Annotated in this window: 20 protein-coding genes; 9 read left to right on the forward strand and 11 right to left on the reverse strand. The window is 70.5% G+C overall.

What is annotated here, in order from left to right:
• Positions 1 to 16: 16 nt before the first annotated feature.
• Positions 17 to 853, reverse strand: coding sequence for an alpha/beta hydrolase (locus tag ACZ7OI_RS38720; protein ID WP_470269085.1), 837 nt, complete (start codon positions 851 to 853; stop codon positions 17 to 19).
• 145 nt (positions 854 to 998) lie between these two features.
• Between ACZ7OI_RS38720 and ACZ7OI_RS38725 the strand changes: the two genes are divergently transcribed.
• The 5 genes from ACZ7OI_RS38725 to ACZ7OI_RS38745 are packed head-to-tail and all read left to right on the forward strand — an operon-like array spanning position 999 to position 5,110.
• A complete protein-coding gene (locus ACZ7OI_RS38725) occupies positions 999 to 2,456 on the forward strand; it encodes a 2-hydroxymuconic semialdehyde dehydrogenase (protein WP_470269086.1) in 1,458 nt (485 codons plus the stop codon).
• Positions 2,453 to 3,184 carry a 2-keto-4-pentenoate hydratase gene (locus ACZ7OI_RS38730; RefSeq protein WP_470269087.1) on the forward strand — a complete coding sequence of 244 codons (732 nt, stop codon included), beginning with the start codon at positions 2,453 to 2,455 and terminating at the stop codon, positions 3,182 to 3,184. Before ACZ7OI_RS38725 ends, ACZ7OI_RS38730 begins: the two co-directional genes overlap by 4 nt.
• A 2-nt stretch (positions 3,185 to 3,186) precedes the next feature.
• Positions 3,187 to 3,612 carry a RidA family protein gene (locus ACZ7OI_RS38735; RefSeq protein WP_470269088.1) on the forward strand — a complete coding sequence of 142 codons (426 nt, stop codon included), beginning with the start codon at positions 3,187 to 3,189 and terminating at the stop codon, positions 3,610 to 3,612.
• Positions 3,609 to 4,133, forward strand: a complete 525-nt coding sequence (locus ACZ7OI_RS38740; RefSeq protein WP_470269089.1) for a 3-hydroxyanthranilate 3,4-dioxygenase — start codon at positions 3,609 to 3,611, stop codon at positions 4,131 to 4,133. Before ACZ7OI_RS38735 ends, ACZ7OI_RS38740 begins: the two co-directional genes overlap by 4 nt.
• 2 nt (positions 4,134 to 4,135) lie before the next feature.
• Positions 4,136 to 5,110 (forward strand): amidohydrolase family protein, encoded by a 975-nt coding sequence (locus tag ACZ7OI_RS38745; RefSeq protein ID WP_470269090.1) that lies wholly within the window; start codon positions 4,136 to 4,138, stop codon positions 5,108 to 5,110.
• Here ACZ7OI_RS38745 and ACZ7OI_RS38750 read toward each other — a convergent pair.
• Positions 5,107 to 6,429 (reverse strand): NtaA/DmoA family FMN-dependent monooxygenase, encoded by a 1,323-nt coding sequence (locus tag ACZ7OI_RS38750; protein WP_470269091.1) that lies wholly within the window; start codon positions 6,427 to 6,429, stop codon positions 5,107 to 5,109. The genes ACZ7OI_RS38745 and ACZ7OI_RS38750 overlap by 4 nt on opposite strands.
• Positions 6,430 to 6,445: 16 nt before the next feature.
• Complete coding sequence (locus ACZ7OI_RS38755; protein WP_470269092.1) at positions 6,446 to 7,561, reverse strand: LLM class flavin-dependent oxidoreductase; 1,116 nt, start codon at positions 7,559 to 7,561, stop codon at positions 6,446 to 6,448.
• A gap of 142 nt (positions 7,562 to 7,703) precedes the next feature.
• Between ACZ7OI_RS38755 and ACZ7OI_RS38760 the strand changes: the two genes are divergently transcribed.
• Positions 7,704 to 8,564 (forward strand): aminoglycoside phosphotransferase family protein, encoded by an 861-nt coding sequence (locus ACZ7OI_RS38760; protein WP_470269093.1) that lies wholly within the window; start codon positions 7,704 to 7,706, stop codon positions 8,562 to 8,564.
• Here the strand turns inward: ACZ7OI_RS38760 and ACZ7OI_RS38765 are convergent.
• Positions 8,561 to 9,340: a nitroreductase/quinone reductase family protein gene (locus ACZ7OI_RS38765; RefSeq protein WP_470269094.1), complete on the reverse strand. Its 780-nt coding sequence runs from the start codon at positions 9,338 to 9,340 to the stop codon at positions 8,561 to 8,563. The two genes, ACZ7OI_RS38760 and ACZ7OI_RS38765, sit on opposite strands and share 4 nt — an antisense overlap.
• 25 nt (positions 9,341 to 9,365) lie before the next feature.
• A complete protein-coding gene (locus tag ACZ7OI_RS38770) occupies positions 9,366 to 10,388 on the reverse strand; it encodes an LLM class flavin-dependent oxidoreductase (RefSeq protein WP_470269095.1) in 1,023 nt (340 codons plus the stop codon).
• 101 nt (positions 10,389 to 10,489) lie between these two features.
• On the opposite strand from ACZ7OI_RS38770, the gene ACZ7OI_RS38775 reads away from it, so the two are divergent.
• Positions 10,490 to 11,464: a quinone oxidoreductase family protein gene (locus tag ACZ7OI_RS38775; protein WP_470269096.1), complete on the forward strand. Its 975-nt coding sequence runs from the start codon at positions 10,490 to 10,492 to the stop codon at positions 11,462 to 11,464.
• 2 nt (positions 11,465 to 11,466) lie between these two features.
• Here ACZ7OI_RS38775 and ACZ7OI_RS38780 read toward each other — a convergent pair whose 3' ends face one another.
• From ACZ7OI_RS38780 to ACZ7OI_RS38795, 4 genes are read right to left on the reverse strand one after another with little or no spacing between them, the layout of a single operon-like run.
• Positions 11,467 to 13,050, reverse strand: a complete 1,584-nt coding sequence (locus ACZ7OI_RS38780) for a dipeptide ABC transporter ATP-binding protein (RefSeq protein ID WP_470269097.1) — start codon at positions 13,048 to 13,050, stop codon at positions 11,467 to 11,469.
• A gap of 3 nt (positions 13,051 to 13,053) precedes the next feature.
• Entirely contained in the window at positions 13,054 to 13,878 is an 825-nt protein-coding gene (locus ACZ7OI_RS38785; RefSeq protein WP_470269098.1) for an ABC transporter permease, read from the reverse strand.
• The gene (locus tag ACZ7OI_RS38790) at positions 13,871 to 14,830 is read right to left on the reverse strand and encodes an ABC transporter permease (RefSeq protein WP_470269099.1); all 960 of its coding nucleotides are present in this window, start codon (positions 14,828 to 14,830) and stop codon (positions 13,871 to 13,873) included. Before ACZ7OI_RS38790 ends, ACZ7OI_RS38785 begins: the two co-directional genes overlap by 8 nt.
• The gene (locus ACZ7OI_RS38795) at positions 14,827 to 16,404 is read right to left on the reverse strand and encodes an ABC transporter substrate-binding protein (protein WP_470269169.1); all 1,578 of its coding nucleotides are present in this window, start codon (positions 16,402 to 16,404) and stop codon (positions 14,827 to 14,829) included. The genes ACZ7OI_RS38790 and ACZ7OI_RS38795 overlap by 4 nt, the downstream gene beginning before the upstream one ends.
• Positions 16,405 to 16,728: 324 nt before the next feature.
• Here ACZ7OI_RS38795 and ACZ7OI_RS38800 point away from each other — a divergent pair, with 324 nt between their 5' ends.
• On the forward strand, positions 16,729 to 17,949 hold the full coding sequence (locus tag ACZ7OI_RS38800) for an MFS transporter (RefSeq protein ID WP_470269100.1): 1,221 nt from the start codon (positions 16,729 to 16,731) through the stop codon (positions 17,947 to 17,949).
• 1 nt (position 17,950) lies between these two features.
• On the opposite strand, the gene msrA is transcribed toward ACZ7OI_RS38800, so the two are convergent.
• Both msrA and ACZ7OI_RS38810 read right to left on the reverse strand, forming a co-directional pair.
• Positions 17,951 to 18,451, reverse strand: coding sequence for a peptide-methionine (S)-S-oxide reductase MsrA (msrA, locus tag ACZ7OI_RS38805; RefSeq protein ID WP_470269101.1), 501 nt, complete (start codon positions 18,449 to 18,451; stop codon positions 17,951 to 17,953).
• A 38-nt stretch (positions 18,452 to 18,489) separates the two neighbouring features.
• A complete protein-coding gene (locus ACZ7OI_RS38810; protein ID WP_470269102.1) occupies positions 18,490 to 19,377 on the reverse strand; it encodes a LysR family transcriptional regulator in 888 nt (295 codons plus the stop codon).
• Between the two features lie 84 nt (positions 19,378 to 19,461).
• Between ACZ7OI_RS38810 and ACZ7OI_RS38815 the strand changes: the two genes are divergently transcribed.
• Positions 19,462 to 20,319 carry an EamA family transporter gene (locus ACZ7OI_RS38815; protein WP_470269103.1) on the forward strand — a complete coding sequence of 286 codons (858 nt, stop codon included), beginning with the start codon at positions 19,462 to 19,464 and terminating at the stop codon, positions 20,317 to 20,319.
• Positions 20,320 to 20,426: the final 107 nt, after the last annotated feature.

Raw genomic sequence — 20,426 nt, forward strand, 5'->3', positions numbered from 1 at the left:
GGACCGGCTTCCGGCGTCACGAGAGGGCGAGCCGGACCAGGGCCTGGCTGAGCGCCGAGCCGGGGTCGGCCAGGTCGAGGAAGACGTCGAAATGGTTCCGGCCGGGCACGACGGTGTGAGAAGAGGCGACGGGCCAGTGCGCGTGGAAAGCCTTGCTCTGCCGGTGGAATCCGGCGGCTTCGTGTTCGGCGACCGCGACATGGACGGGCGCGGCGCCCGGTGGGGCCAAGATCGGGCTGAGGGCTTCCGCGCGGGCCGGGTCGAGGGTCAGCCAGGTGTTGGCGAAGGAGTCGACCAGCGGGCGGAGGTCGAAAAGGCCGCTGATCGCCATCGCGCCTTTGACCACGTCCTCGGGCAGTCCGGCGGCGTGTTGCCAGCCGCCGACGGCGGTCATCGCGGCGAGGTGTCCTCCGGCTGAGCTGCCGACGACGTGGATGCGGTCCGGATCGAGGCCGTGCTCGGCGCCGTGGCGGTGCACCCAGGTGACGGCGGCGCGGACCTGGCACACGATCTCTTCCAAGGGCGCGGCGGGAGCGAGCGTGTAGTCGGGCACGACGGTGGCGATTCCGGCGTCGGCGAGAACCTTTGCCATGAACGCGGTGTCGTGGCGCGAGAGCATCCGCCAGTACCCGCCGTGGACCGCGACGACGACGGGGCGCAGCTGTCCTGGTGAAGTACCCCAGACGTCCAGCCGCTCGTCGCTGAGGGGATCGAAGGCCAGATCAGTGCGGCCGTCCAGATCGGCCGTCGCGGACTCGGAGTCCGATCGGTAGCGGGCCATCACGGCGTCGAACTCGGCTTCGGTGACGGTGGCTTGGGCGCTGTAGTCCCGATCGATGTCCGGATGGCTCACGGGACCCATCCTTCGCCGCCGCGGCCATGCCTGGCCAATGCTCATTTCGGCGAAAGCCATGCCGAGACAGGCATGCCCAAACAGCTATGGGTGCGGCGGCAAAGAGCATTGGCGGGGCATTCCTGGCGTCCCTACGGTCAGCTTCATGGCTGCGGAACTCCACAATGTCGTCGGCGGGACCCGGGTCGCCGGGCGGCGCACCTTCGAGAAGCTCGACCCGGTCGACGGATCGCTCGTCGCGCACGTTCACGAGGCCGGGCCGGACGTGGTCGACGCCGCGGTCGCTGCGGCGCGCGCCGCGCTCGACGGGCCGTGGGGACGCGCGTCGGTGGCTGAGCGCACCGCCTTGCTGCGCCGGATCGCGGACCGGATCGAAGAGCGGTTCGAGGATTTCGTCGCCGCCGAGGTGCGTGACACCGGAAAGCCGGAACACCTGGCGCGTGAGCTGGACGTCGCGCGGGCGGCGACGAACTTCCGTTCCTTCGCCGACACGGTCGCGGCGGCCGGTCTCGACTCCTTCCTGACCGACCTGCCGAACGGCCGCAAGGCGCTGAACTACGCGGTGCCCAAGCCGCTGGGCGTGGTCGCGGTGATCGTTCCGTGGAACCTGCCGCTGCTGCTGTTGACCTGGAAGGTCGCGCCCGCGCTCGCGTGCGGCAACGCGGTGGTGGTCAAGCCGTCGGAGGAAACGCCGTCGACGGCCACCTTGCTCGCCGAGGTGATCGCGGAGGCGGGTGCGCCAGCCGGGGTGTATAACGTCGTTCACGGCTTCGGGCCGGACTCCGCCGGCGAGTACCTCACGACGCACCGCGGCATCGACGGCGTGACCTTCACCGGGGAATCCCGGACCGGCTCGGCGATCATGCGCGCTGTCGCGCCGTCGGTCCGGCCGGTTTCCTTTGAGCTGGGCGGAAAGAACGCAGCGGTGGTGTTCGCGGACTGCGATCTCGAGAAGACTCTCGACGGCCTCGCCCGGTCGGTTTTCCTGAACACCGGGCAGGTGTGCCTGTGCACGGAGCGGGTCTACGTCGAGCGGTCCGTCTTCGACGCGGTCGCGAACGGGCTCGCCGAGCGTGCGGCGGCGTTGCGGCTGGGCCGCCCGGACGCTCCGGACACCACGACCGGTCCGTTGATATCCCAACAGCACCGGAAGAAAGTCCAGTCCTATTTGGACCTCGCGGTGGCCGAGGGGGCGACTGTGCTCGCCGGCGGCTCGGTGCCGGAACTCGGGCCGGACCTCGCGGGCGGTTCGTGGATCGAGCCGACGCTGTGGACCGGCCTGGACAACTCCGCGCGGGTCGTGCGCGAGGAGGTCTTCGGGCCGGTCGCGGCGCTGATCCCGTTCGACACCGAGGACGAAGCCGTCCGGCTGGCGAACGACACCGACTACGGCCTCGCCGCCGCCGTGTGGACGACCGACCTGGAGCGAGGCCACCGCGTCGCGCAGCAGATGCGGGTCGGGATGGCCTGGGTCAACACCTGGTACCTGCGCGACCTGCGCTCGCCGTTCGGCGGCGTCGGGCTTTCCGGCATCGGCCGGGAGGGCGGCCTGCACTCGATGCACTTCTACACCCAGCCGACGAATGTGTGCGTGCAGCTATGACCGTCGAGGAACGTGCGGCGCTGCTCGACCGGGCGGCTGCCACCGGCGAGGCGATTCCGCAGCTCACCAGCAGCGAACCGATGAGCCTGGAGACGGCGTATGCCGTGCAGCACGAAGGAATCGCGCTGCGCGAACGGCGCGGCGAGAAGCTGGCTGGCGTCAAACTGGGCTTCACGAGCAAGGCGAAGGCCGAGCAGATGGGTGTCTCCGACGTCATCATCGGCTCGCTGACGGACCGCATGCGGATCGAGGACGGCGGGACGTTCGACGTCAGCCGCGGCGTGCATCCGCGAGTCGAACCCGAGGTCGCGTTCCGGCTCGGTCCGGACGCCGAACTGCTCGCCGTCGCGCCCGCGCTGGAGATCATCGACAGCCGGTACCGCGACTTCCGGTTCAGCCTGGCCGACGTCGTCGCCGACAACACCTCGGCGTCGGCCTTCGTCCTCGGGCCGTGGACGCCGATCGGCCAGGTGGACGCGCTGGCCGTCGACCTGCTCTTCGACGGAGAGATCGTCGCGAGCGGATCGACCGCCGACATCCTCGGCGACCCGCTGCGGGCGCTCCCCGCGGCGCAGCGGATGGCCGCCTCGTACGGGCACCGTCTGCGCGGAGGGTCGGTGCTCCTGGCCGGTGCGGCGACTGCAGCCGTGGCGCTGAAAGCGGGAACGCACGTCGAGGCTCGGGTGGCCGGGCTCGGTTCGGTTTCCTTGCGGACCAAGGAGGGATGAACGTGGCGGAAGCTCATGTCGTCGCCGGGAAGGCGACGCCGCGCGGGCGGTTCCCGCACGTCAAGGTGGTCGGGGACCTCGTGTTCGTCTCCGGCACCAGCAGCAGGCGGCCGGACAACACCTTCGCCGGCGCGGAGGCCGACGAGTTCGGCGTGACCACTTTGGACATCCGGGCGCAGACGCGCGCGGTGATCGAGAACATCCGCGACATCCTGGCCGCGGCCGGCGCGGGGCTCGAGGATCTCGCGCAGCTGACCGTGTTCTTGGTCAACATGAACGATTTCGGCGGGTACAACGAGGTCTACGGCGAATTCTTCGACGAGACCGGCCCGGCGCGCACGACCGTCGCGGTGCACCAGCTGCCGCATCCGCATCTGCTCATCGAGATCCAGGCGATCGCCCGGATTCCCGGCAAGGAGGAACGATGACCGCCATCCCGCCCGTGTTCGATTTCGCCGAGTGGATCAAAGAGCACGAGGACGAGCTGAAGCCGCCGGTCAACAACAAGCAGATGTGGGCCCCGATGGGCGATTTCATCGTGCAGGTCGTCGGCGGGCCGAACCAGCGCACCGACTACCACCTCGACCCGTACGAGGAATGGTTCTACCAGTACAAGGGCGACATGCACGTCAACCTGATGACCGACGACGGCCCGCAGCGGGTCGACATCCGCGAGGGCGAGATGTGGATGCTGCCGCGCAACGTGCACCATTCGCCGCAGCGTCCGCAGGAGGGGTCGATCGGGATCGTGATCGAGCGCATCCGGGAGGAGGGGACGCTCGAGAAGTTCGTGTGGTTCTGCCTGGAGTGCGACGCGAAGGTGCACGAGGTCGAACTGCAGGTGCGGGACATCGTCGACGACCTGCCGCCGGTGTTCGAGCAGTTCTACGCGTCCGAGGAAGCCCGCACGTGCGGCAACTGCGGGACGCTGCACCCGGGGAAGGGCTGAGAGTGCGCGCGATCGACGTCCACAGCCATTTCGTCCCGCACGGCTGGCCCGACCTCGGCGAGGGAATGCCGTGGCTGCGCGCGGAAACCGAGCGTGAGGCCATGATCATGGTGGGCTCGGAGGAGTTCCGCCGGATCCGGTCCGACTGCTGGGACGCGTCCGTCCGGCTGCGCGACATGGACGCCGACGGCATCGAGGCGCAGGTCGTGTCGCCGACGCCGGTGTTCTTCGGCTACGAGACGAGCCCGGGCCACGGCGAGAAGATCGCCCGGGTCTTCAACGATCTCGCGCTGGAGATCTGCGCGCCCGCGCCGGACCGGCTGATCCCGTTCTGCCAGGTTCCGCTGCAGGACACCGACGCCGCCTGCCGCGAACTGGACCGCGCGGTCGCGGCCGGGCACCGGGGGGTGGAGATCGGCAACCACGTCGGCGACCGCGACCTCGACGACGCCGGGGTGGTGACGTTCCTGCAGCACGCGGCGTCGCTCGGCGTGCCGGTGTTCGTGCACCCGTGGGACATGCCGCTCGCGCCGCGGCTGGACCGGTGGATGGCGCGGTGGCTGACCGGGATGCCCGCGGAGACGCACCTGTCGATCATCGCGATGATCCTCGGCGGGGTGTTCGATCGGGTGCCCGACAGCCTGCGCGTCTGTTTCGCCCATGGCGGCGGGTCGTTCGCGTTTTGGCTGGGGCGGCTGGAGAACGCGTGGCATCAGCGGGCGGACGTCATTGCTACGTCGGAGTTGCCGCCGTCGGAGTATGTGGGGCGGTTCAGTGTCGATTCGGTGGTGTTCACTGAGGAAGCGTTGCGGAATCTGGTTGACACGCTCGGGGTTGGGCAGGTGATGGTGGGGAGTGATTACCCGTATCCGCTGGGGGAGCGCCCGGCGGGCGGGGTGGTGCGGCGGGCGGAGTTTCTCGACGACGCTTCGCGGGAGTTGTTGTTGCGGGGGAACGCGCAGCGGTTCCTGGGCTAAGACAACCCGAGGTGGTCCCGCAGCGTAGGCCCGCTGTAGTCCTCCCGGAACACCCCGCGCTCCTGCAGCCTCGGCACCACCTGGTCGGCGAATTCGTCCAGCCCGCCCGGCGTCACGTGCGGGACCAGGATGAACCCGTCCGACGCGTCGGCTTGCACGAGTTCGTTCATGGCGGACGCGACCGTCTCGGCGGAGCCGATGAAGTTCTGCCGTCCGGTGACCTCGATGATCAGCTCCCGGCTCGAGAGGTGCTTCGCTTCCGCCAGCTGGCGCCATTCGTTCGCGGTCGCGATCGGGTCCCGGTGCATGCGGACGCTCGCGCGGCCCTTCGAGATCAGGTCGCCGACCGCGGGGTCGAACGACGGGAGCGGGCCGTTCGGGTCGTGGTCGCTGAGGTCGGTGTTCCAGAGCTGTTCGAGGAACTTGATCGCGGTCTGCTCGCTGACCTGCTGCAACCGGACCTCGTGGGCGAGTTCGTGCGCTTCGGCGTCGGTGTCGCCCAGTACGAACGTGGCGGCGGGCAGGATGACCAGTTCGTGCGGGGCGCGGCCGTATTTCGCGAGGCGGCCCTTCACATCGGAGTAGAAGGCTTGGCCTGCTTCGAGCGTGCCGTGGCGGGTGAAGATGGCGTCGGCGGTCGCGGCGGCGAATTCGCGGCCTTCTTCGGAATCCCCGGCCTGGATGGTGACCGGACGGCCTTGCGGGCTGCGCGGCACCGGGAAGCGGCCGGAGATGGCGAAGTGGTCGTCGTGGTGGGCGAAGTCGCCGCCGTCGGCCAGGAAGCGGCCGGACGCCTTGTCCGCCAGGAGTTCGTCGCCGCGCCAGGAGTCGAAGAGTTCCCACGCCGTGCGCAGGAAGGTTTCGGCGCGGGAGTAGCGCTGGTCTTGCGGCAGGAAGCCGCCGCGGCGGAAGTTTTCGCCGGTGAAGGCGTCCCAGGACGTGACGACGTTCCACGCGGCCCGGCCGGCGGAAAGGTGGTCCAGGGAGGCGAATTGCCGGGCTACCTCGAACGGTTCGTTGAAGGTGGAGTTGATGGTTCCGGCCAGGCCAAGGCGGTCGGTGACGGCGGCCAGCGCGGAAAGCACGGCGAAGGTGTCGGGACGGCCGACGACGTCCAGGTCGTAGATTTCGCCGTTCTGTTCCCACAGCCGGAGGCCTTCGGCGAGGAAGAAGAAGTCGAATTTCGCGCGTTCGGCGGTCTGGGCCAGCTTGACGAACGAGCTGAACTCGATGTGGCTGCCCGCTTCGGGATCGCTCCACACGGTGGTGTTGTTGACCCCGGGGAAGTGCGCGGCGAGGTGGATTTGCTTGGCAGTCATGGAAAATCTCCCGGGATCAGGCGGCGTAGCGGTTGGCCGGGCGGGGCAGGCCCAGCAGCCCGCGCAGGGTCGAGGCCTCGTATCCGGAGCGGAACGCGCCCCGGTCGCGCAGTTCGGGGACCAGCGCGCGGGTGATGGCGGCGAGGTCGTGCGGCAGGGCGCCGGGCCGCAGCCGGAAACCGGTCAGACCGGCGGCGTGCCAGTCGAGCAGCAGGTCGGCGAGACCAGCGGGAGTTCCGGTGAACACGTGGGCGTCGGAGGCGAACTCGGCGCGGTCGTCCAGACGGGCTTTGCGGTCTGCGGCTGCTTGCTCGGTTTCGTCGAGGAAGACCGCCAGGTCGGCGAAAACCTGAACGGGGGCACCGATTTCGTCGATGATCGACGCGGCGTGCGCCCGGTCGTTCGGGGTCACGTACACGACGTCGGCTTGCCGGGCGGCGAGGCGGTAGGCGTCGGGGCCGTGCGCGAGTGCGGCGACGATCGGCTGGCCCTGCGGCGGACGCGGCGTGATGGACGGGCCTTTGACGGAGAACCAGCGGCCCTCGAAGTCGATGTAGTGCAGTTTCTCCCGGTCGATGAACCGGCCGGTGGCGACGTCGCGGATCTCGGCGTCGTCCTCCCAGCTGTCCCACAGCCGGCGCAGCACCTCGACGTAATCGGCGGCTTCCTCGAACAGGTCGCCGACCTCGGGCGGAGTGCGGCGGCCGAAGTGCTGGAATTCCTCCGGACGCCCGGAAACCTGCACGCGGACGCCGGCGCGGCCGGTGCTGACGTAGTCGAGCGTCGCGATCGCCTTCGACAGGTGGAACGGCTCCGTGTGGGTGACCACGGCGGTCGGGATCAGGCCGATGTTCGACGTCAGAGGCGCGATCCGCGAGGCGAGCAGCACGGCGTCCAGCCGGGTTTGCGCGCGGTCGGGGCGGGCGGCCGGTTCGGCGGGGTCGCGCAGGGAGAGGAAGTCCTCGAAGGTGACGAAGTCCAGGTGCGCGGCTTCGGCTTCCTGGACCAGTCCGGTCCAGTATCCGGCGGTGAGCAGGTCGGCCGGGCGGGCGTCCGGTTCGCGCCACGCAGCCGGATGCCAGCCGGTGCCTTCCAGCGCGACGGCGAGCCGTGGTCCGGTGAGCCCTGTCATGCTGCGTCCTTTCCCCGTGGATGCCAGCAGTGTGGCGCGGGATGCGGGACGAGGGCGACGGCAACCAGCGTGTGGGACAGTCGGCGGGAGCGGGAATAAACCGGTTGCCCGCCGTCGCGCTCGCGCGGTTTGCTCGATGCCGATGAATCGGATGCATGCGGACGAAGCGGAAATCGACGAAGACCTCGTACGCCGCCTCGTCGCGGCCCAGTTTCCGCAGTGGGCCGGGCTGGGGGTTTCGCGGGTCGCCTCGTCGGGGACGGAAAACGCGATGTTCCGGCTCGGCGGCGAGCTGGTGGTCCGGCTGCCCCGGCTGGAACGCGGGGCAGCCGAGATCGGGCACGAACAGCGGTGGCTGCGGTGGCTCGCGCCGAGGCTGCCGGTCGCGGTGCCGGAGGTGCTCGGCGAAGGACGGCCGGGCGAGGGCTTCGAATGGGACTGGTCGGTGCTGCGCTGGCTGCCCGGCGTCAATTCGGATTTCGGCGACGCGCAGGTCGCGCGGGATCTGGGCGCGTTCGTGAAAGCGTTGCGCGGCCTGGACATTTCCGGTGCGCCGGAGGTCAGCCGGGGCCGTCCGCTGCGCACGCGTGACGCGCCGACCCGGGACGCGATCGCGCAGCTCGGCGGTGCTCCGGCGTATGTCGCGGCGTGGGAGAAGGCGCTCGCGGCACCGGAGTGGGCCGGGGAGCCGGTGTGGCTGCACGCGGATCTGTCACCGGGGAATGTGCTGGTCGGCGACGGCGGGCTGACCGCGGTGCTGGACTTTGCGGGGGTGGGGATCGGCGATCCGGCGGTGGATGTGATCCCGGCGTGGAACACGTTCGCGGCGGCGGAGCGGGAGGTGTTCCGCGAGGCGGTGGACGTGGACGACGCGACGTGGGAGCGCGGCCGTGGGTGGGCGTTGTCGATCGCGCTGATCCAGCTGCCGTATTACCGCGAGACGAATCCGGTGCTGGCGGCCAATTCGCGGCGCACGATCGAGGCCGTGTTGTCGGACGGCTAGTCCAGGTCGATCCGGATCGTCAGGAGGTCGGTGCCGAACGCCTGGACCGCGGTGCTGTTCAAGCGCGGCAACGACTTCAGCCGCGCCCGGGCGTCGTCCTCCGGGAGCAGGTGGGCGACCCCGCGCAGCCACCGGCCGTGCAGGCGCAGCCGGACGCGCGGGTCGGCCTGGATGTTGCGCACGTACTGCGACCGCTCGCCGAATTCGGACACCAGCCAGAACTCCTGGCCGGTCCGTCGGCCGCCGATCGGGGTCTGCCGGGGGAGACCCGAACTGCGGCCGGTGGTTTCGAGCAGGGTCTGGCCTGGGAGTCGCGACAGCAGGGGGTTGCCGAGCCGTCTCTGGAAGGTCGTGACGATCTGGTGCTGGAGGTCGCCGGGCCGGGTCTGGCCGGCGGCCTGCCGCAGGCGGGCCGGGATGACGAGCTCGTGGATCGGGACCGCCAAAGCCCACAGCTGGCGGGCCGGGAACCGGTCGTAGCCGACTTCGGTGGTCCAGTACACCCGGTGCTCGTCGAGGTGCACGATGTTGCGCGTCGTCATCAGCGGCGACGGCGCTTCGAGCACGACCCGGTTTGGCGTGGCCGACGCGATCGTCCAGCCCAGCACACGGTCGGGGGACAGCTGCGTGGTCAGGCCGAGGGCGAGCCACCCGGTGCGCAGGAACGCCCGCAGCGGCGGCGGAGCTTCTTCCCAGACCGCGCGGGCCCACTGCAGTGCGTCGCGCTGGTCTCCGGCAGGACGGGCAATGTCCACTGTGGACGTGAAATCCGGCACCCCGCCACGCTAGCACTCGGAGCCGTCAGGACGCCGGTTTCCAGCCCAGTTCCGGGCCCAGCCGGGTGGCCAGATCGGTGAGGATCTGCACGTAGTCCTCGTGCTCGAAGGTGAACGGAAGCGCGAAGGCGACCTCGTCGATCTCGCGGAAGGCGGCGTGCCGGTAGAGCTGCTCGGCGATTTCCGCGGAAGTGCCGACGTAATCGCGCGAGAACAGCAACCCGCCCGGACCCTGCGGGGTTTTCGTGCGCGGCAGGCGTTTTGCCGCATAATCCTCGTACTTCGCGCGCTGGTCAGCCGTCGCGCTGTCGGTCGGAATCACCACCAGGCCTTGCGAAACCCGTGCCCGCGCGCCGTCCGGATGATGCGCCCGGAACGCCCGGACGTGCGAGAGCTGGATCTTCTCGAAGTCCGTCGAGCCTTCCTCGGCGCGGACGACGCTGCTGGTCAGGTAATTCATCCCGGCTTGTCCGGTCCAGGTCGCCGAGCGGGTGCTCGCGCCGCCGTACCAGAGGCGGCCGGACAGGCCGGGCGAATGCGGCTGCACGCGGTCGGAGAACGACTCGATGCCTTCGACCCCGCTGAAGGTCGAGGCCCGCTCGCCGCGGATCAGCGACAACAGCCGCGACACCCGGTCGTAGCCGAAGTCTTCCTGGTCGCCGGTGTCCGGGTACAGCGCGTTCCGCACGTCCTCGTAGTGCGTCGGCGGGCTGACGCTGACGCCCGGGTTGAGCCGTCCGCCGGACAGCACGTCGACGGTCGCCAGGTCTTCGGCAAGACGCAGCGGGTTTTCCCAGCCGAGCGGGATCACCGCGGTGCCCAGCTCGATCCGGCTGGTGCGCTGAGTGGCCGCGGCGAGCACCGCGACCGGCGACGAGATGCCGTACTGCAGGTGCCGGTGGCGCACCCAGGCGCTGTCGAACCCGAGTTGCTCGCCGAGTTCCAGCACCCGCAGCGTGGACTCGTGGCCCGGGCGCGGATCGTCGCCGTCGAACAGGCCGATCGTCAGGAAGCCCAGTTTGCGCAGCGGTTGCGTTTCGGTTGGCACGGAGCTTCCTTCCTCGGGTGAACTAAGCCGGAATAACGGCGGACCGGCCCAGGTTGTTCCGGCTCGCTGGCACACACGCAGAACACTGGGGAGTACGCACGATGCGCGCTTTGTCCATCACTCGCTACGGCGGTCCCGAGGTCCTCGAAGAGATCGAGGCGCCCGAGCCCGTTCCCGGACCGGGCGAGGTGACGATCACGGTCTCGCACGCGTCCGTCGGGCTGATCGACGCGCTGATCCGCCGCGGCACGCTCGCCGAGTACGACTACGCGCCGAAGCCGCCGCTCGTGCCCGGGCTCGAGGTCGCGGGCACGATCCGCGCGGCCGGCCCGGACAGCGGCTTCTCGGTCGGGGACGAGGTCGTCACGCTCACCCTGCCCGGAATGGGCGGTTACGCCGACGTCAAGCTCGCGCCCGCCGCTCTCGTCGTGCCGCTGGCCGGCGCCGGAGTGGAGCGTGCGCAGGCGGTCGCCGGCCTGGCGAACACCGTGACGGCCTACCTTTCGCTCACCGAGGCGGTGCGGCTGCCGAAGGACGCGCGCGTGCTCGTGCACGGCGCGCTCGGCGGTCTCGCGTCGGTGTACCCCGAGGTGGCGCGGCTGCTCGGTGCGCGCGAGGTCGTCGGCACGGTCCGGCGTCCCGAGCAGGTCGAGGCGGCCAAGCAACTCGGCTTCGACCGCGTCGTGCTGTCCGGGGAGCTCGGCGAGCTGGGCGAGGAGCGGTTCGAGATCATCGTCGACCCGGTGGGCGGCGACCTGCGGATCGCGTCGCTGGACCTGCTCGCGCCGATGGGCCGGATGCTGGTCGTCGGCAGCGCGGGCAGCGAGACCGCGCCGCTGGTGGACTCGAACGCCGTGTGGGGCAAGAACATCGGCGTGATCGGCTTCAACGTGGGCGGTTTCCTGGCCGCGGACGCCACGCTCGCTCGCCCCGCCGCGGACGCCGTGCTCCCGCTGTACACCGACGGCCGGATCCGGCTTCCGGTCACCGTCCTGCCGATGGCGCAGGCGCGCGAGGCACACCGCCGGATGGACGCGGGCGAGGCCGTCGGACGGCTGGTGCTCGCCAACTCCTGACCTCACGCCCGCACCTGCTCGCCGCCGGGGATCGCGGCCAGCAGGTCGCGGGTGTACTGCTCGCGCGGCCGCAGCAGGACGTCGTCGGCCGGGCCGAGTTCGAGCAGCTTTCCCTGGCGCATCACCCCGACCTGGTCGGCGATTTCCCGCACCACGGCCAGGTCGTGGGTGATGAACAGGTATGTCAGGCCGAGTTCGTCCTGCAGTTCCACGAGCAGGTTCAGGATCTGCGCCTGCACCGAAACGTCCAAAGCGGACACCGGCTCGTCCAGCACGACGAGATCCGGGCGCAGCGCCAGCGCGCGAGCGATCGCCGCGCGCTGGCGCTGGCCACCGGACAGCTCGGCGGGCTTGCGGCGCAGCACCGACGACGGCAGCGCGACCTGGTCCGCCAGTTCGGCGACCCGTTCGGCCCGGCCGCCGACCCGGAACGCGCGCAGCGGCTCGCCGATCACGTCGGCGATGGAAAACCGCGGGTTCAGCGAGGCGTACGGGTTCTGGTAGACGAGCTGGAACCGGCGCCGGAGCCTGCGCAGTTCGGCGGCCGGGAGCCGGGCGACGTCCTGGCCGTCGAAGCTGACCGTGCCTGCGGTCGGGGTTTCCAGGCCGACCGCCATGCGGGCGGTGGTCGTCTTGCCGGAGCCGGATTCGCCGACCAGCGCGAGGGTTCGGCCTCGGGTGAGCCGGAACGACACGTCGTCCACGGCTCGCACCGAACCGGCCCGGGACGAGGCGAAGGTCTTCGAGACCGAATCGACGGCCAGCAGAACCTCCGGGCCCTCCGCGCGGCGAGGGCGGAGCGGTTCGCGGCTGAGGCTCGGCGCGGCGGCGAGAAGCCGTTGCGTGTACTCCTGCGTTGGCGCGGCGAGGAGTTCGCGGGTCGGTCCTTCCTCGACCAGTCGTCCTTCGGAGAGCACGGCGATCCGGGCGGCCCGGTCTGCGGCGACACCGAGGTCGTGCGTGATCAGCAGGATCGCGGTGCCGTCGTCGGCGGCCAGCTCCGCCAGATGGTCGAGGATTTCCTTCTGCACGGTCACATCGAGCGCGCTGGTCGGCTCGTCGGCGATGATCAGCCGCGGTTTGCCCGCGAGCGCGATGGCGATCAGCACGCGTTGCCGGAGGCCTCCGGACAGCTCGTGCGGATACTGCCGCGCGCGCAGCTCCGGCCGGTCGACGCCAGCCGTCCGCAGCAGTTCCACGGCGCGGGCGGCGGCTTCGCTGCGGGCCGCCAGGCGATGGATCAGCAGCACCTCGGCCACCTGCTCGCCGATCCGCCGGACCGGGTTGAGCGACACCGTCGGATCCTGCGGCACGAGCGCGATGCCGGTGCCGCGCACCTGCCGCCAGTCCTTTTCGGACAGTGCGGTCAGGTCGCGTCCGTCGAAGGTGATCCGTCCGCGGCGCACCAGCCCGCCGCGCGGCAGCAGCCCGATCGCGGCGTGTGCGGTGGTGCTCTTCCCGGAGCCGGATTCGCCGACCACCGCGACGATCTCGCCCGCGCCGACCCGCAGGCTCACGTCCCGCACGGCGGGCACCGCCCCGCCCGAGGTGCGGTACGAGACCGCCAGTTCGCTGATCTCCAGCACTTGTCAGCTCCGTTCGCCGTCGAGAGCCCGGGAGACGCGGTTCGCGGCGAGCACGACGGCCGCGACGGTCAACCCCGGGAACGTGGTCATCCACCAAGCGGTGGCCAGGAAATTGCGTCCGCCGGACACGAGCGCGCCCCATTCCGGCGTTGGCGGGCTCGCGCCGAAGCCGAGGAAACTGAGCGCGGACACTTCGAGCACCGCGGTCCCGACCGTCACCGTCGCCAGCACCAAGACCGGTCCGAGCGCGTTGGGCAGCACGTGCCGTCCGAGCACCCCGGCCCAGCGCACGCCGGACGCCCGTGCGGCCTCGACGAACACGCCGGAGCGCACCCGCAGCACCTCGGCGCGCATCAGCCGGGCGAACGCGGCGAGGTTCGCGACCCCGACCGCGATCGCGACGTTGGTGGTCCCGAACCCGAGCGCGGTCACCAGTGCCAGCGACAGCAGGATCGCCGGAACCGCCTGGAGGACGTCGACGATCCGCATCACGACCGCGTCGAGCCAGCCGCCGCGGAACCCGGCGAGCAGCCCCAGGGCGGACCCGGCGGCGAACGCGACCAGAACGGCGAGCACGGTCGCCCGCAACGACAGCCCAGCTCCGTGCACGACGCGGGCGAACACGTCGCGGCCGGTCTCGTCGGTGCCGAACAGGTGCCCGAGCGACGGGCCTTGGAGCCGTTCGGACGGAACGCCGGTGATCGGATCCTGGCCGGTGAACAGGGCGGGCGCGAAGGCCGCGATCAGCACCGCGGCCAGCACGAGCCCGGAGAGGAGCAGACCTGGCCGGCGCACGAGGAATCGTGGGGACAGCACAGCTTCAGACATGCGCGGTGACCTCCTTGCGCACTGAGACCCGCGGGTCGAGCAGCGGGTACACGAGGTCGACGACCAGGTTGAGCACCACGAAGAAGAACGCGGCGAGCACGATCACCGCCTGCACCACTGGCACATCCTGCGCGGTTACCGCCGACGTGGTGACCCGGCCGAGACCGTCGCGCGAGAACACGGTTTCGGTCACCACCGAACCGGCCAGCAGGTTGCCCGCGACCACGCCCACCAGCGTGAGCGCTGGCAGTCCGGCGTTGCGCAGCGCGTGTCCGAAGTGGACTCGGCGACGGCTCGCACCCTTCGCCCGCACCACCTCGATGTACGGCTCGGCGAGCTGCGTCTGCAGGCTCTTCGCCAGAACCTGCGCGATGATCGCGCCGGTCGGCAGAGCGAGGGTGACTGCCGGGAGGACCAGCGAGGCGAAGCCGGTCGACCCGAGTGCCGGGAACAGCCGCAACTGGAACGAGAACAGCTGGATCAGCAGCAATCCGACCCAGAACGTGGGCAGCGAAGTGCCCAGCGGCGGAAGGGAAAGCAGCAGCTGGCTCACCCAGCGGGCGCGGGTGAAGGTGCCGAGCACGGCGATCCCGCCGCCGAAGACGATCGCGAGCAGCAACGCCAGCCCGGAGACGGCGAGCGTCGGCGGCAACGCCGTGAGGACCTGGTGTGTCGCGTCGTCGCCGGTGGCGACCGAGGTGCCGAAGTCGCCGTGCAGCGCGGCGAGGAGGTGCTTGCCGTACTGCACGAAGACCGGGTCGTTGAGCCCGTACTCGGCGCGCAGGGCGGCGATCTGCTCCGGCGACGCGCTGGGACCGCCCTCGGCCGAGCCGAGTTTGGTCAGCACCGCGTCGCCGGGCAGCAGGTACAGGATGACGAACGACAGCGTGAACGCCGCCCACAGCACCACTACGGCCTGCAGGATGCGGCGAAGCAGCGGAAACCCTTTCACGAGCCCGAAACCCAGGCGTCGAACAGCTGCAGCCGCGAGGAAGCCTCGAAGCCGACGTCATGCGCGTTCGGGCCGACGCCGAGCACCTGAGTCAGCTCGAACACCGGGATCGAGTAGGCCTGCTCCACAATGGTCCGCTGCGCCTTTTCGGCTGCGGGTTTGCGCTTCGCGGCGTCGACGGTGGCGGACTGTTCGGTCAGCGACGCGTCGAGCGGGTTGTCCGCGGGCAGTTTGCTCCGGTTGTTCGTCTTGGTGGAGAACTGCTGGCGCAGGATGTCGGGGTCGGCGCGGGTGACGTTGTACCAGAGGAAGTCGTAGTCGCCGGCCTGCTGCAGGCGGGTGACCTCGGCGTTGGTGTGCAGCTCGATCTTCAGGTCGAAGCCGATCTTGCGCAGCTGCTGCTGGAGCAGCTCCAGCACGCTCTGGTTCTGGTTGAACACCGCGGAAAACAGCACGGACGCGGACAGCCGCTGCCCGTTCTTCGTGCGGATGCCGTCCGGCCCGGGAACCCAGCCGTCGGACTGGAGCAGCGCCTGTGCTCCCGCCGGGTCGTAGGCGAGTTCCTGGGACAGATCGGTGTACAGCGGTGTCGCGGAGCCGAGAATGCTGGTGGCGGGCTTGTAGTTCGGGGTGAGGACGGTGCTGGTGACCTCGGGCCGGTTCACGCCCTTCGACACCGCCTGGCGCACCTTCTGGTCGGTGAGCACGCCGCGGGTCACGTTGGCGTGCAGGTTGAAGACAATGCCCGGGTTCGGCCGCACCGGTTCGGCGAAGCCGTTGCCGGAGAACTGCGGTTCGTCCACCGGCTGGACGTCGGTGATCGCGTCGAGCTGACCGGACGTCAGGCTGCCCGACCGCACGCCCGGCTCCGGCACCACGCGGAAATCGATCTTGTCGACGTACGCCTCGCCCTGGTGCCGCCACAACGGCGAACCCCAGCGGTAGCCGGTGCGCTTGCCGAGCACGATGTTCTGGTTGGGCTTGAGGCTGGTGAACACGAACGGACCGGAGCCGATCAGGCCGGTGCCCTGGCAGCGCTGTTCGGCGGTGTGCTTGAACGCCGCCGGCGCGAGCACGCCGAGCGACATCGTGGAGCTGGCCTGCAGGAACTGCGCGCTGGGCTGGGAGAAGTCGAGCCGGACGGTCGCCGGGTCGACGACCGTCGCGCCGCGGTAGGCGGCCAGGTAGCTCGACCCGAGCAGGGCCTTCGCGCCGAGCGCCTTGATGCCGTCGAAGCTGGTCTTCACCGCGGCGGCGTCCACTGGGGAGCCGTCGGAGAAGGTCGCGCCGGAACGGAGGTGGAAGGTGAAGCTCGTCGAATCGGGGCTGACCGTCCAGCGGTCGGCGAGCCAGGGCGTGATCGCGCCGGTTTTCGGGTCCTGGTCGGTCAGCGAATCGACCAGCTGACGGCCGACGTTGACCGAGGCGTTCGTGCTGACCTGCTGCGGGTCGATGCAGTCCGGATTGGACGAGATGCCCAGCCGCAGCGTGCCGCCCGGGCGCGGGGGACCGGCGTCCTGCGGGCTGGCCCCGCCCGCCGTGCCGCAGGCGGCGAGCAGGAGCGGAAGAGCCAGTGCGAAGGCGAAACGGGACCGCGCGCGGGCAGGACGGCCGGGTCGGGGCGGGGTGTGGCGGGGCACGGAGTTCCTCCAGCGGGGACGGATCGGATGCCTCCAGCTCAACCGTTCGCGGCGGTTCGCTGAAGCCCGTCCCAGCAGGTGAGCGGCTGTCCCGCGATCCGGCCGGGAGGGTGGATTCCGGTTGACGCACAAGGGAAAGCGTGGCCCGCGCCCGCGTGATAGCCCTGGGCGTTTTGTTCGGCGAGGAGGTCCGGAGAGCGGGAGTGCGCGGCGGTGTGCTGCGGAAAACGAGTTGCGAGGCAGGAGACACTGGCGGACATGGCGGGGTGGGGTGGGAGCGGGTCGGCTTGGGTCCGCCTGCAAGCGGTGGCTGTGTCCGGTTCAACCTGTGAAGGGCTTTTGCTTGCCGCGCTGCCCTTGCTGGCCGTCTCGATCACGACGGACCCGCGTGCGGTGTCGCTCGTGAATGTCGCCGGGCAAGCGCCGTGGCTGCTGCTTTCGCTGTTCGCCGGAGTGGTGATCGATCGGGTCCGGCGGACGACTGTGCTGGCTTACGCGTATGCGGTGCAGATCGTCGCCGCGCTTGCCTTGGCGCTGCTGGGTTCTACCGGTTCCCTGAGCCTTCCCGCCTTGCTGGCGGTGGCCTTCGTGCTCACCACGGCGCAAGTGTTCGGCGACGGCGCGGCGGGGTCAGTGGTCCCGGAGGTCGTCGCGCCGGATCAGCTCACCATGGCCAATTCCCGGCTGCAGGTGATCGACCGCGGCATGGTCCAGTTCGTGGTGCCGCCCGCGACCGGGTTGCTGATCGGGATCAGCGCGGGACTGCCCGCGTGGCTGGCGGCCGTCGCCGCGCTCGTCGCGCTGCTGCTCGCGCGCGGGATCCCGTCCGCTAAGCCGGTGCGCACGCCCGCGCACCCGCTGAAGGACGTGACCGCGGGGCTGCGCTATCTGGTCGGGACGCCGTTGCTGCGGTCGATCACCATCACGGTCGCGCTGGGGTCGTTCGCGGCGGCAGCGGGGAACTCGATGCTCGTCCTTTACGCCACGAAGGAACTGCACCTCGCGCCGTTCGGGTACGGCGTTCTGCTGGCCTGTCTGGCCGTCGGGTGGGTGGCGTCGTCGTTCTTCGTGGACCGGTTCGTCCGGCGGTTCGGCTACTCGACGTCGATGCGGATCGCGCAGGTGTGCGCGGTGCTGAGCCAGCTGCTGATCGCGATCGTGCCGCCGTGGCCGGTGCTGGTCGGCGCGGTGCTGATCTTCCTGACCGGGACGACGTTGATCTGGAATGTGTGCTCGCAGTCGAGCCGCCAGCGGTTCACGCCGTCCGAGCTGCTGGGGCGGGTCCTGACCAGCCATCGGGCGCTGGCCTGGGGCCTGACGCCGCTGGGCGCGCTCGCGGGCGGGTTCGTGGCGGTGCACTGGAGCCTGCGCGGGGTGTGGGTGATGGCGGCGGCGGTCCAGTTGCTCGGGACGTCGCTGGCGTGGCGGCAGTTGTCCCCGTCGGCGTTCAAGGACGCGGAGGCCGCGATGGCGCGCTGAGTCAGGCGCGCTTCGGGAGTTTCCAGCCAGGACGCGGGAAGTGGCAGGTGTACCCGTTGGGGTAGTGCTGCAGGTAGTCCTGGTGCTCCGGTTCGGCTTCCCAGAAGTCCCCGGCCGGGGTGACTTCGGTGACGACTTTGCCGGGCCAGAGGCCGGAGGCGTCGACGTCGGCGATGGTGTCTTCGGCGATCTGTTTTTGCTCGTCGGTGGTGTAGAAGATGGCGGAGCGGTAGCTGGCTCCGATGTCGTTGCCTTGGCGGTTTTTGGTGCTGGGGTCGTGGACCTGGAAGAAGAATTCGAGCAGGGCGCGGAAGTCGGTCTGTTCGGGGTCGTAGGTGACTTCGATGGTTTCGGCGTGGGTGCCGTGGTTGCGGTAAGTCGCGTTGGGCACGTCGCCGCCGCTGTAGCCGACGCGGGTCGCGGTCACGCCGGGCTGGTGGCGGAACAGTTCCTCCATGCCCCAGAAACACCCGCCGGCCAGAATCGCCTTTTCTTCCGCCATGTCGCCTCCTCCGTGCTCGAACCGCCTCGACCGCCATGCTAGTCGCCGGGCAGCAGCCCCAGGACGAGGGCGAGCGGCGGCCACGCGTCCCGCCCGCGCCGGGTGCACGCGAAAGCCCGCAGCCGGACGTCGGGGCCGGTCAGCGGCAGGACGGTGACGTCGGGCCGGGTCGGCCACGATTCGGGCAGCAGGCCGACCCCGCCGCCCGCGGCGATCAGGTCCTGCACCAGGTCGAGGTTGTCCGCGCGGTGGGCGAACCGCGGCGAGAACCCGGCCATGGACGCCAGCGTCCCGACGACCGTCTCGTCCGCGCCGTTGCGGGAGTTGCCGATCCAGTCGTGCTCGCGGAACGCGGCGACCACGGCCAAAGCCCCGGTGCCCCGCACGCGGTTCGCCTCCGGGCGCGGGACGGCGAGGCCCCACGGCTCGGCCCACAGCGGACGGACGGCGAGCGACGGGTCGGGGGTCGCGGGCGCGAGGTCGTAGTCGTAGGTGAGTGCGAGGTCGATGTCGTCGGTCCGGAGCTGCGCCAGCGCTTCCGCGGGTTCGTGCTCGCTGATCACCACACGGACCCGCGGATGCCGTTGCGCGAGGACGTCCGCGACGGGGAGCACGGCGTGCCGCACCCCGGTCCCGAACCCGGCGACGCGCACGGTTCCGGCGGGCTCGGCCTCGGGATCGAGATCGACGCGCGCGGCTTCGACGGCGGCCAGGATCGTCACGGCGTGCTCGGCGAGCCGTCGCCCGGCGGGAGTGAGGCGCACGCGGCGGCCGTCCGGTTCGAGCAGCGCGACGCCGGTTTCCTTGGCCAGCACCGAGATTTGCTGCGAGACGGTCGACGTTGTGGTTTCGAGCACGTCGGCGACCGCGCGCATCGAGCCGAGCCGCGACAGTTCGAGAAGGAACTGCAGCCTGCGAGTGTCCATCCGCTGATTGTTCAGGATATCCGGACGGTACGTCCAGGATTGGCACGTGGACACGAACGGTCCGAATGCGTTCTCCTGGACAGCGTGCTTCCCTCCACTCCTCGCGCCGGCGTCGCGCTGGCTGTCGGCGCCATGCTGTCCGTCCAGCTCGGACTGGCGGTTTCGGTCAGCCTCGCCAACCAGATCGGGCCGACCGGCGTCGCGTGGCTGCGGCTCGCGTGGGCCGGCGTGCTGCTCCTGGTGCTCGTGCGGCCGCGGCCGTCGGCGTTCCGTCGCCCGGCTCTGCTGACCTGTGTGGTGCTCGGCTTCGCCACCGCCGGGATGACGATCCTCTTCATGGTCGCCGCGACCCGGTTGCCGCTCGGCACGGCGAGCGCGCTGGAATTCCTCGGCCCGCTGACCGTCGCGATCGTGCGCGGTCGCGGCGGAAACCGGATCTGGCCGGTGCTGGCGGCGGCCGGAGTGGTGCTGCTGACCCAGCCGTGGCAGGGCGGGACCGACCTGATCGGCCTCGGCTGCGCGCTCGCGGCGGCGGTCTGCTGGGGCGCGTACATCGTGCTGACGCAACGAGTCGGCGACGAAGTGTCAGGCTTGCGCGGGCTGGCGGTGTCGATGCCGGTGGCCGGTCTGGTCGCCACCGTGGTGCACGCCCCGGCGGTGGTCGGCGAGCTGACGTGGCCGCTGGTGCTCGCCGGGCTCGGGCTCGCGGTGCTCGTGCCGGTGGTGCCGTTCAGCCTGGAGATGCTGGCACTGCGGCGGTTGACGGCCTCGGCGTTCGGGACGCTGATGAGCCTGGAGCCGGCGATCGCGCTGGTGCTCGGGCTGATCGTGCTGCACCAGGTGCCGAATCCCGCCGCGGTGGCGGGGATCGCGTTCGTGGTGGCCGCGGGCATCGGCGCGGAACGCACCGGGGCGCGGGAGCCGGTGAAGACGGCCGTCTAGGGATTGTCCGGACCAAGCCTGGGTCCGGCTGGAACGGTGGCCTGCTTTGTGCGGCGAGCGAGGTTCGTGCTTCGGGGAGCCTTCTGACAAAGGGTGGAACCTCAGGT

It is taken from the genome of Amycolatopsis sp. NPDC114503, from assembly GCF_055633655.1.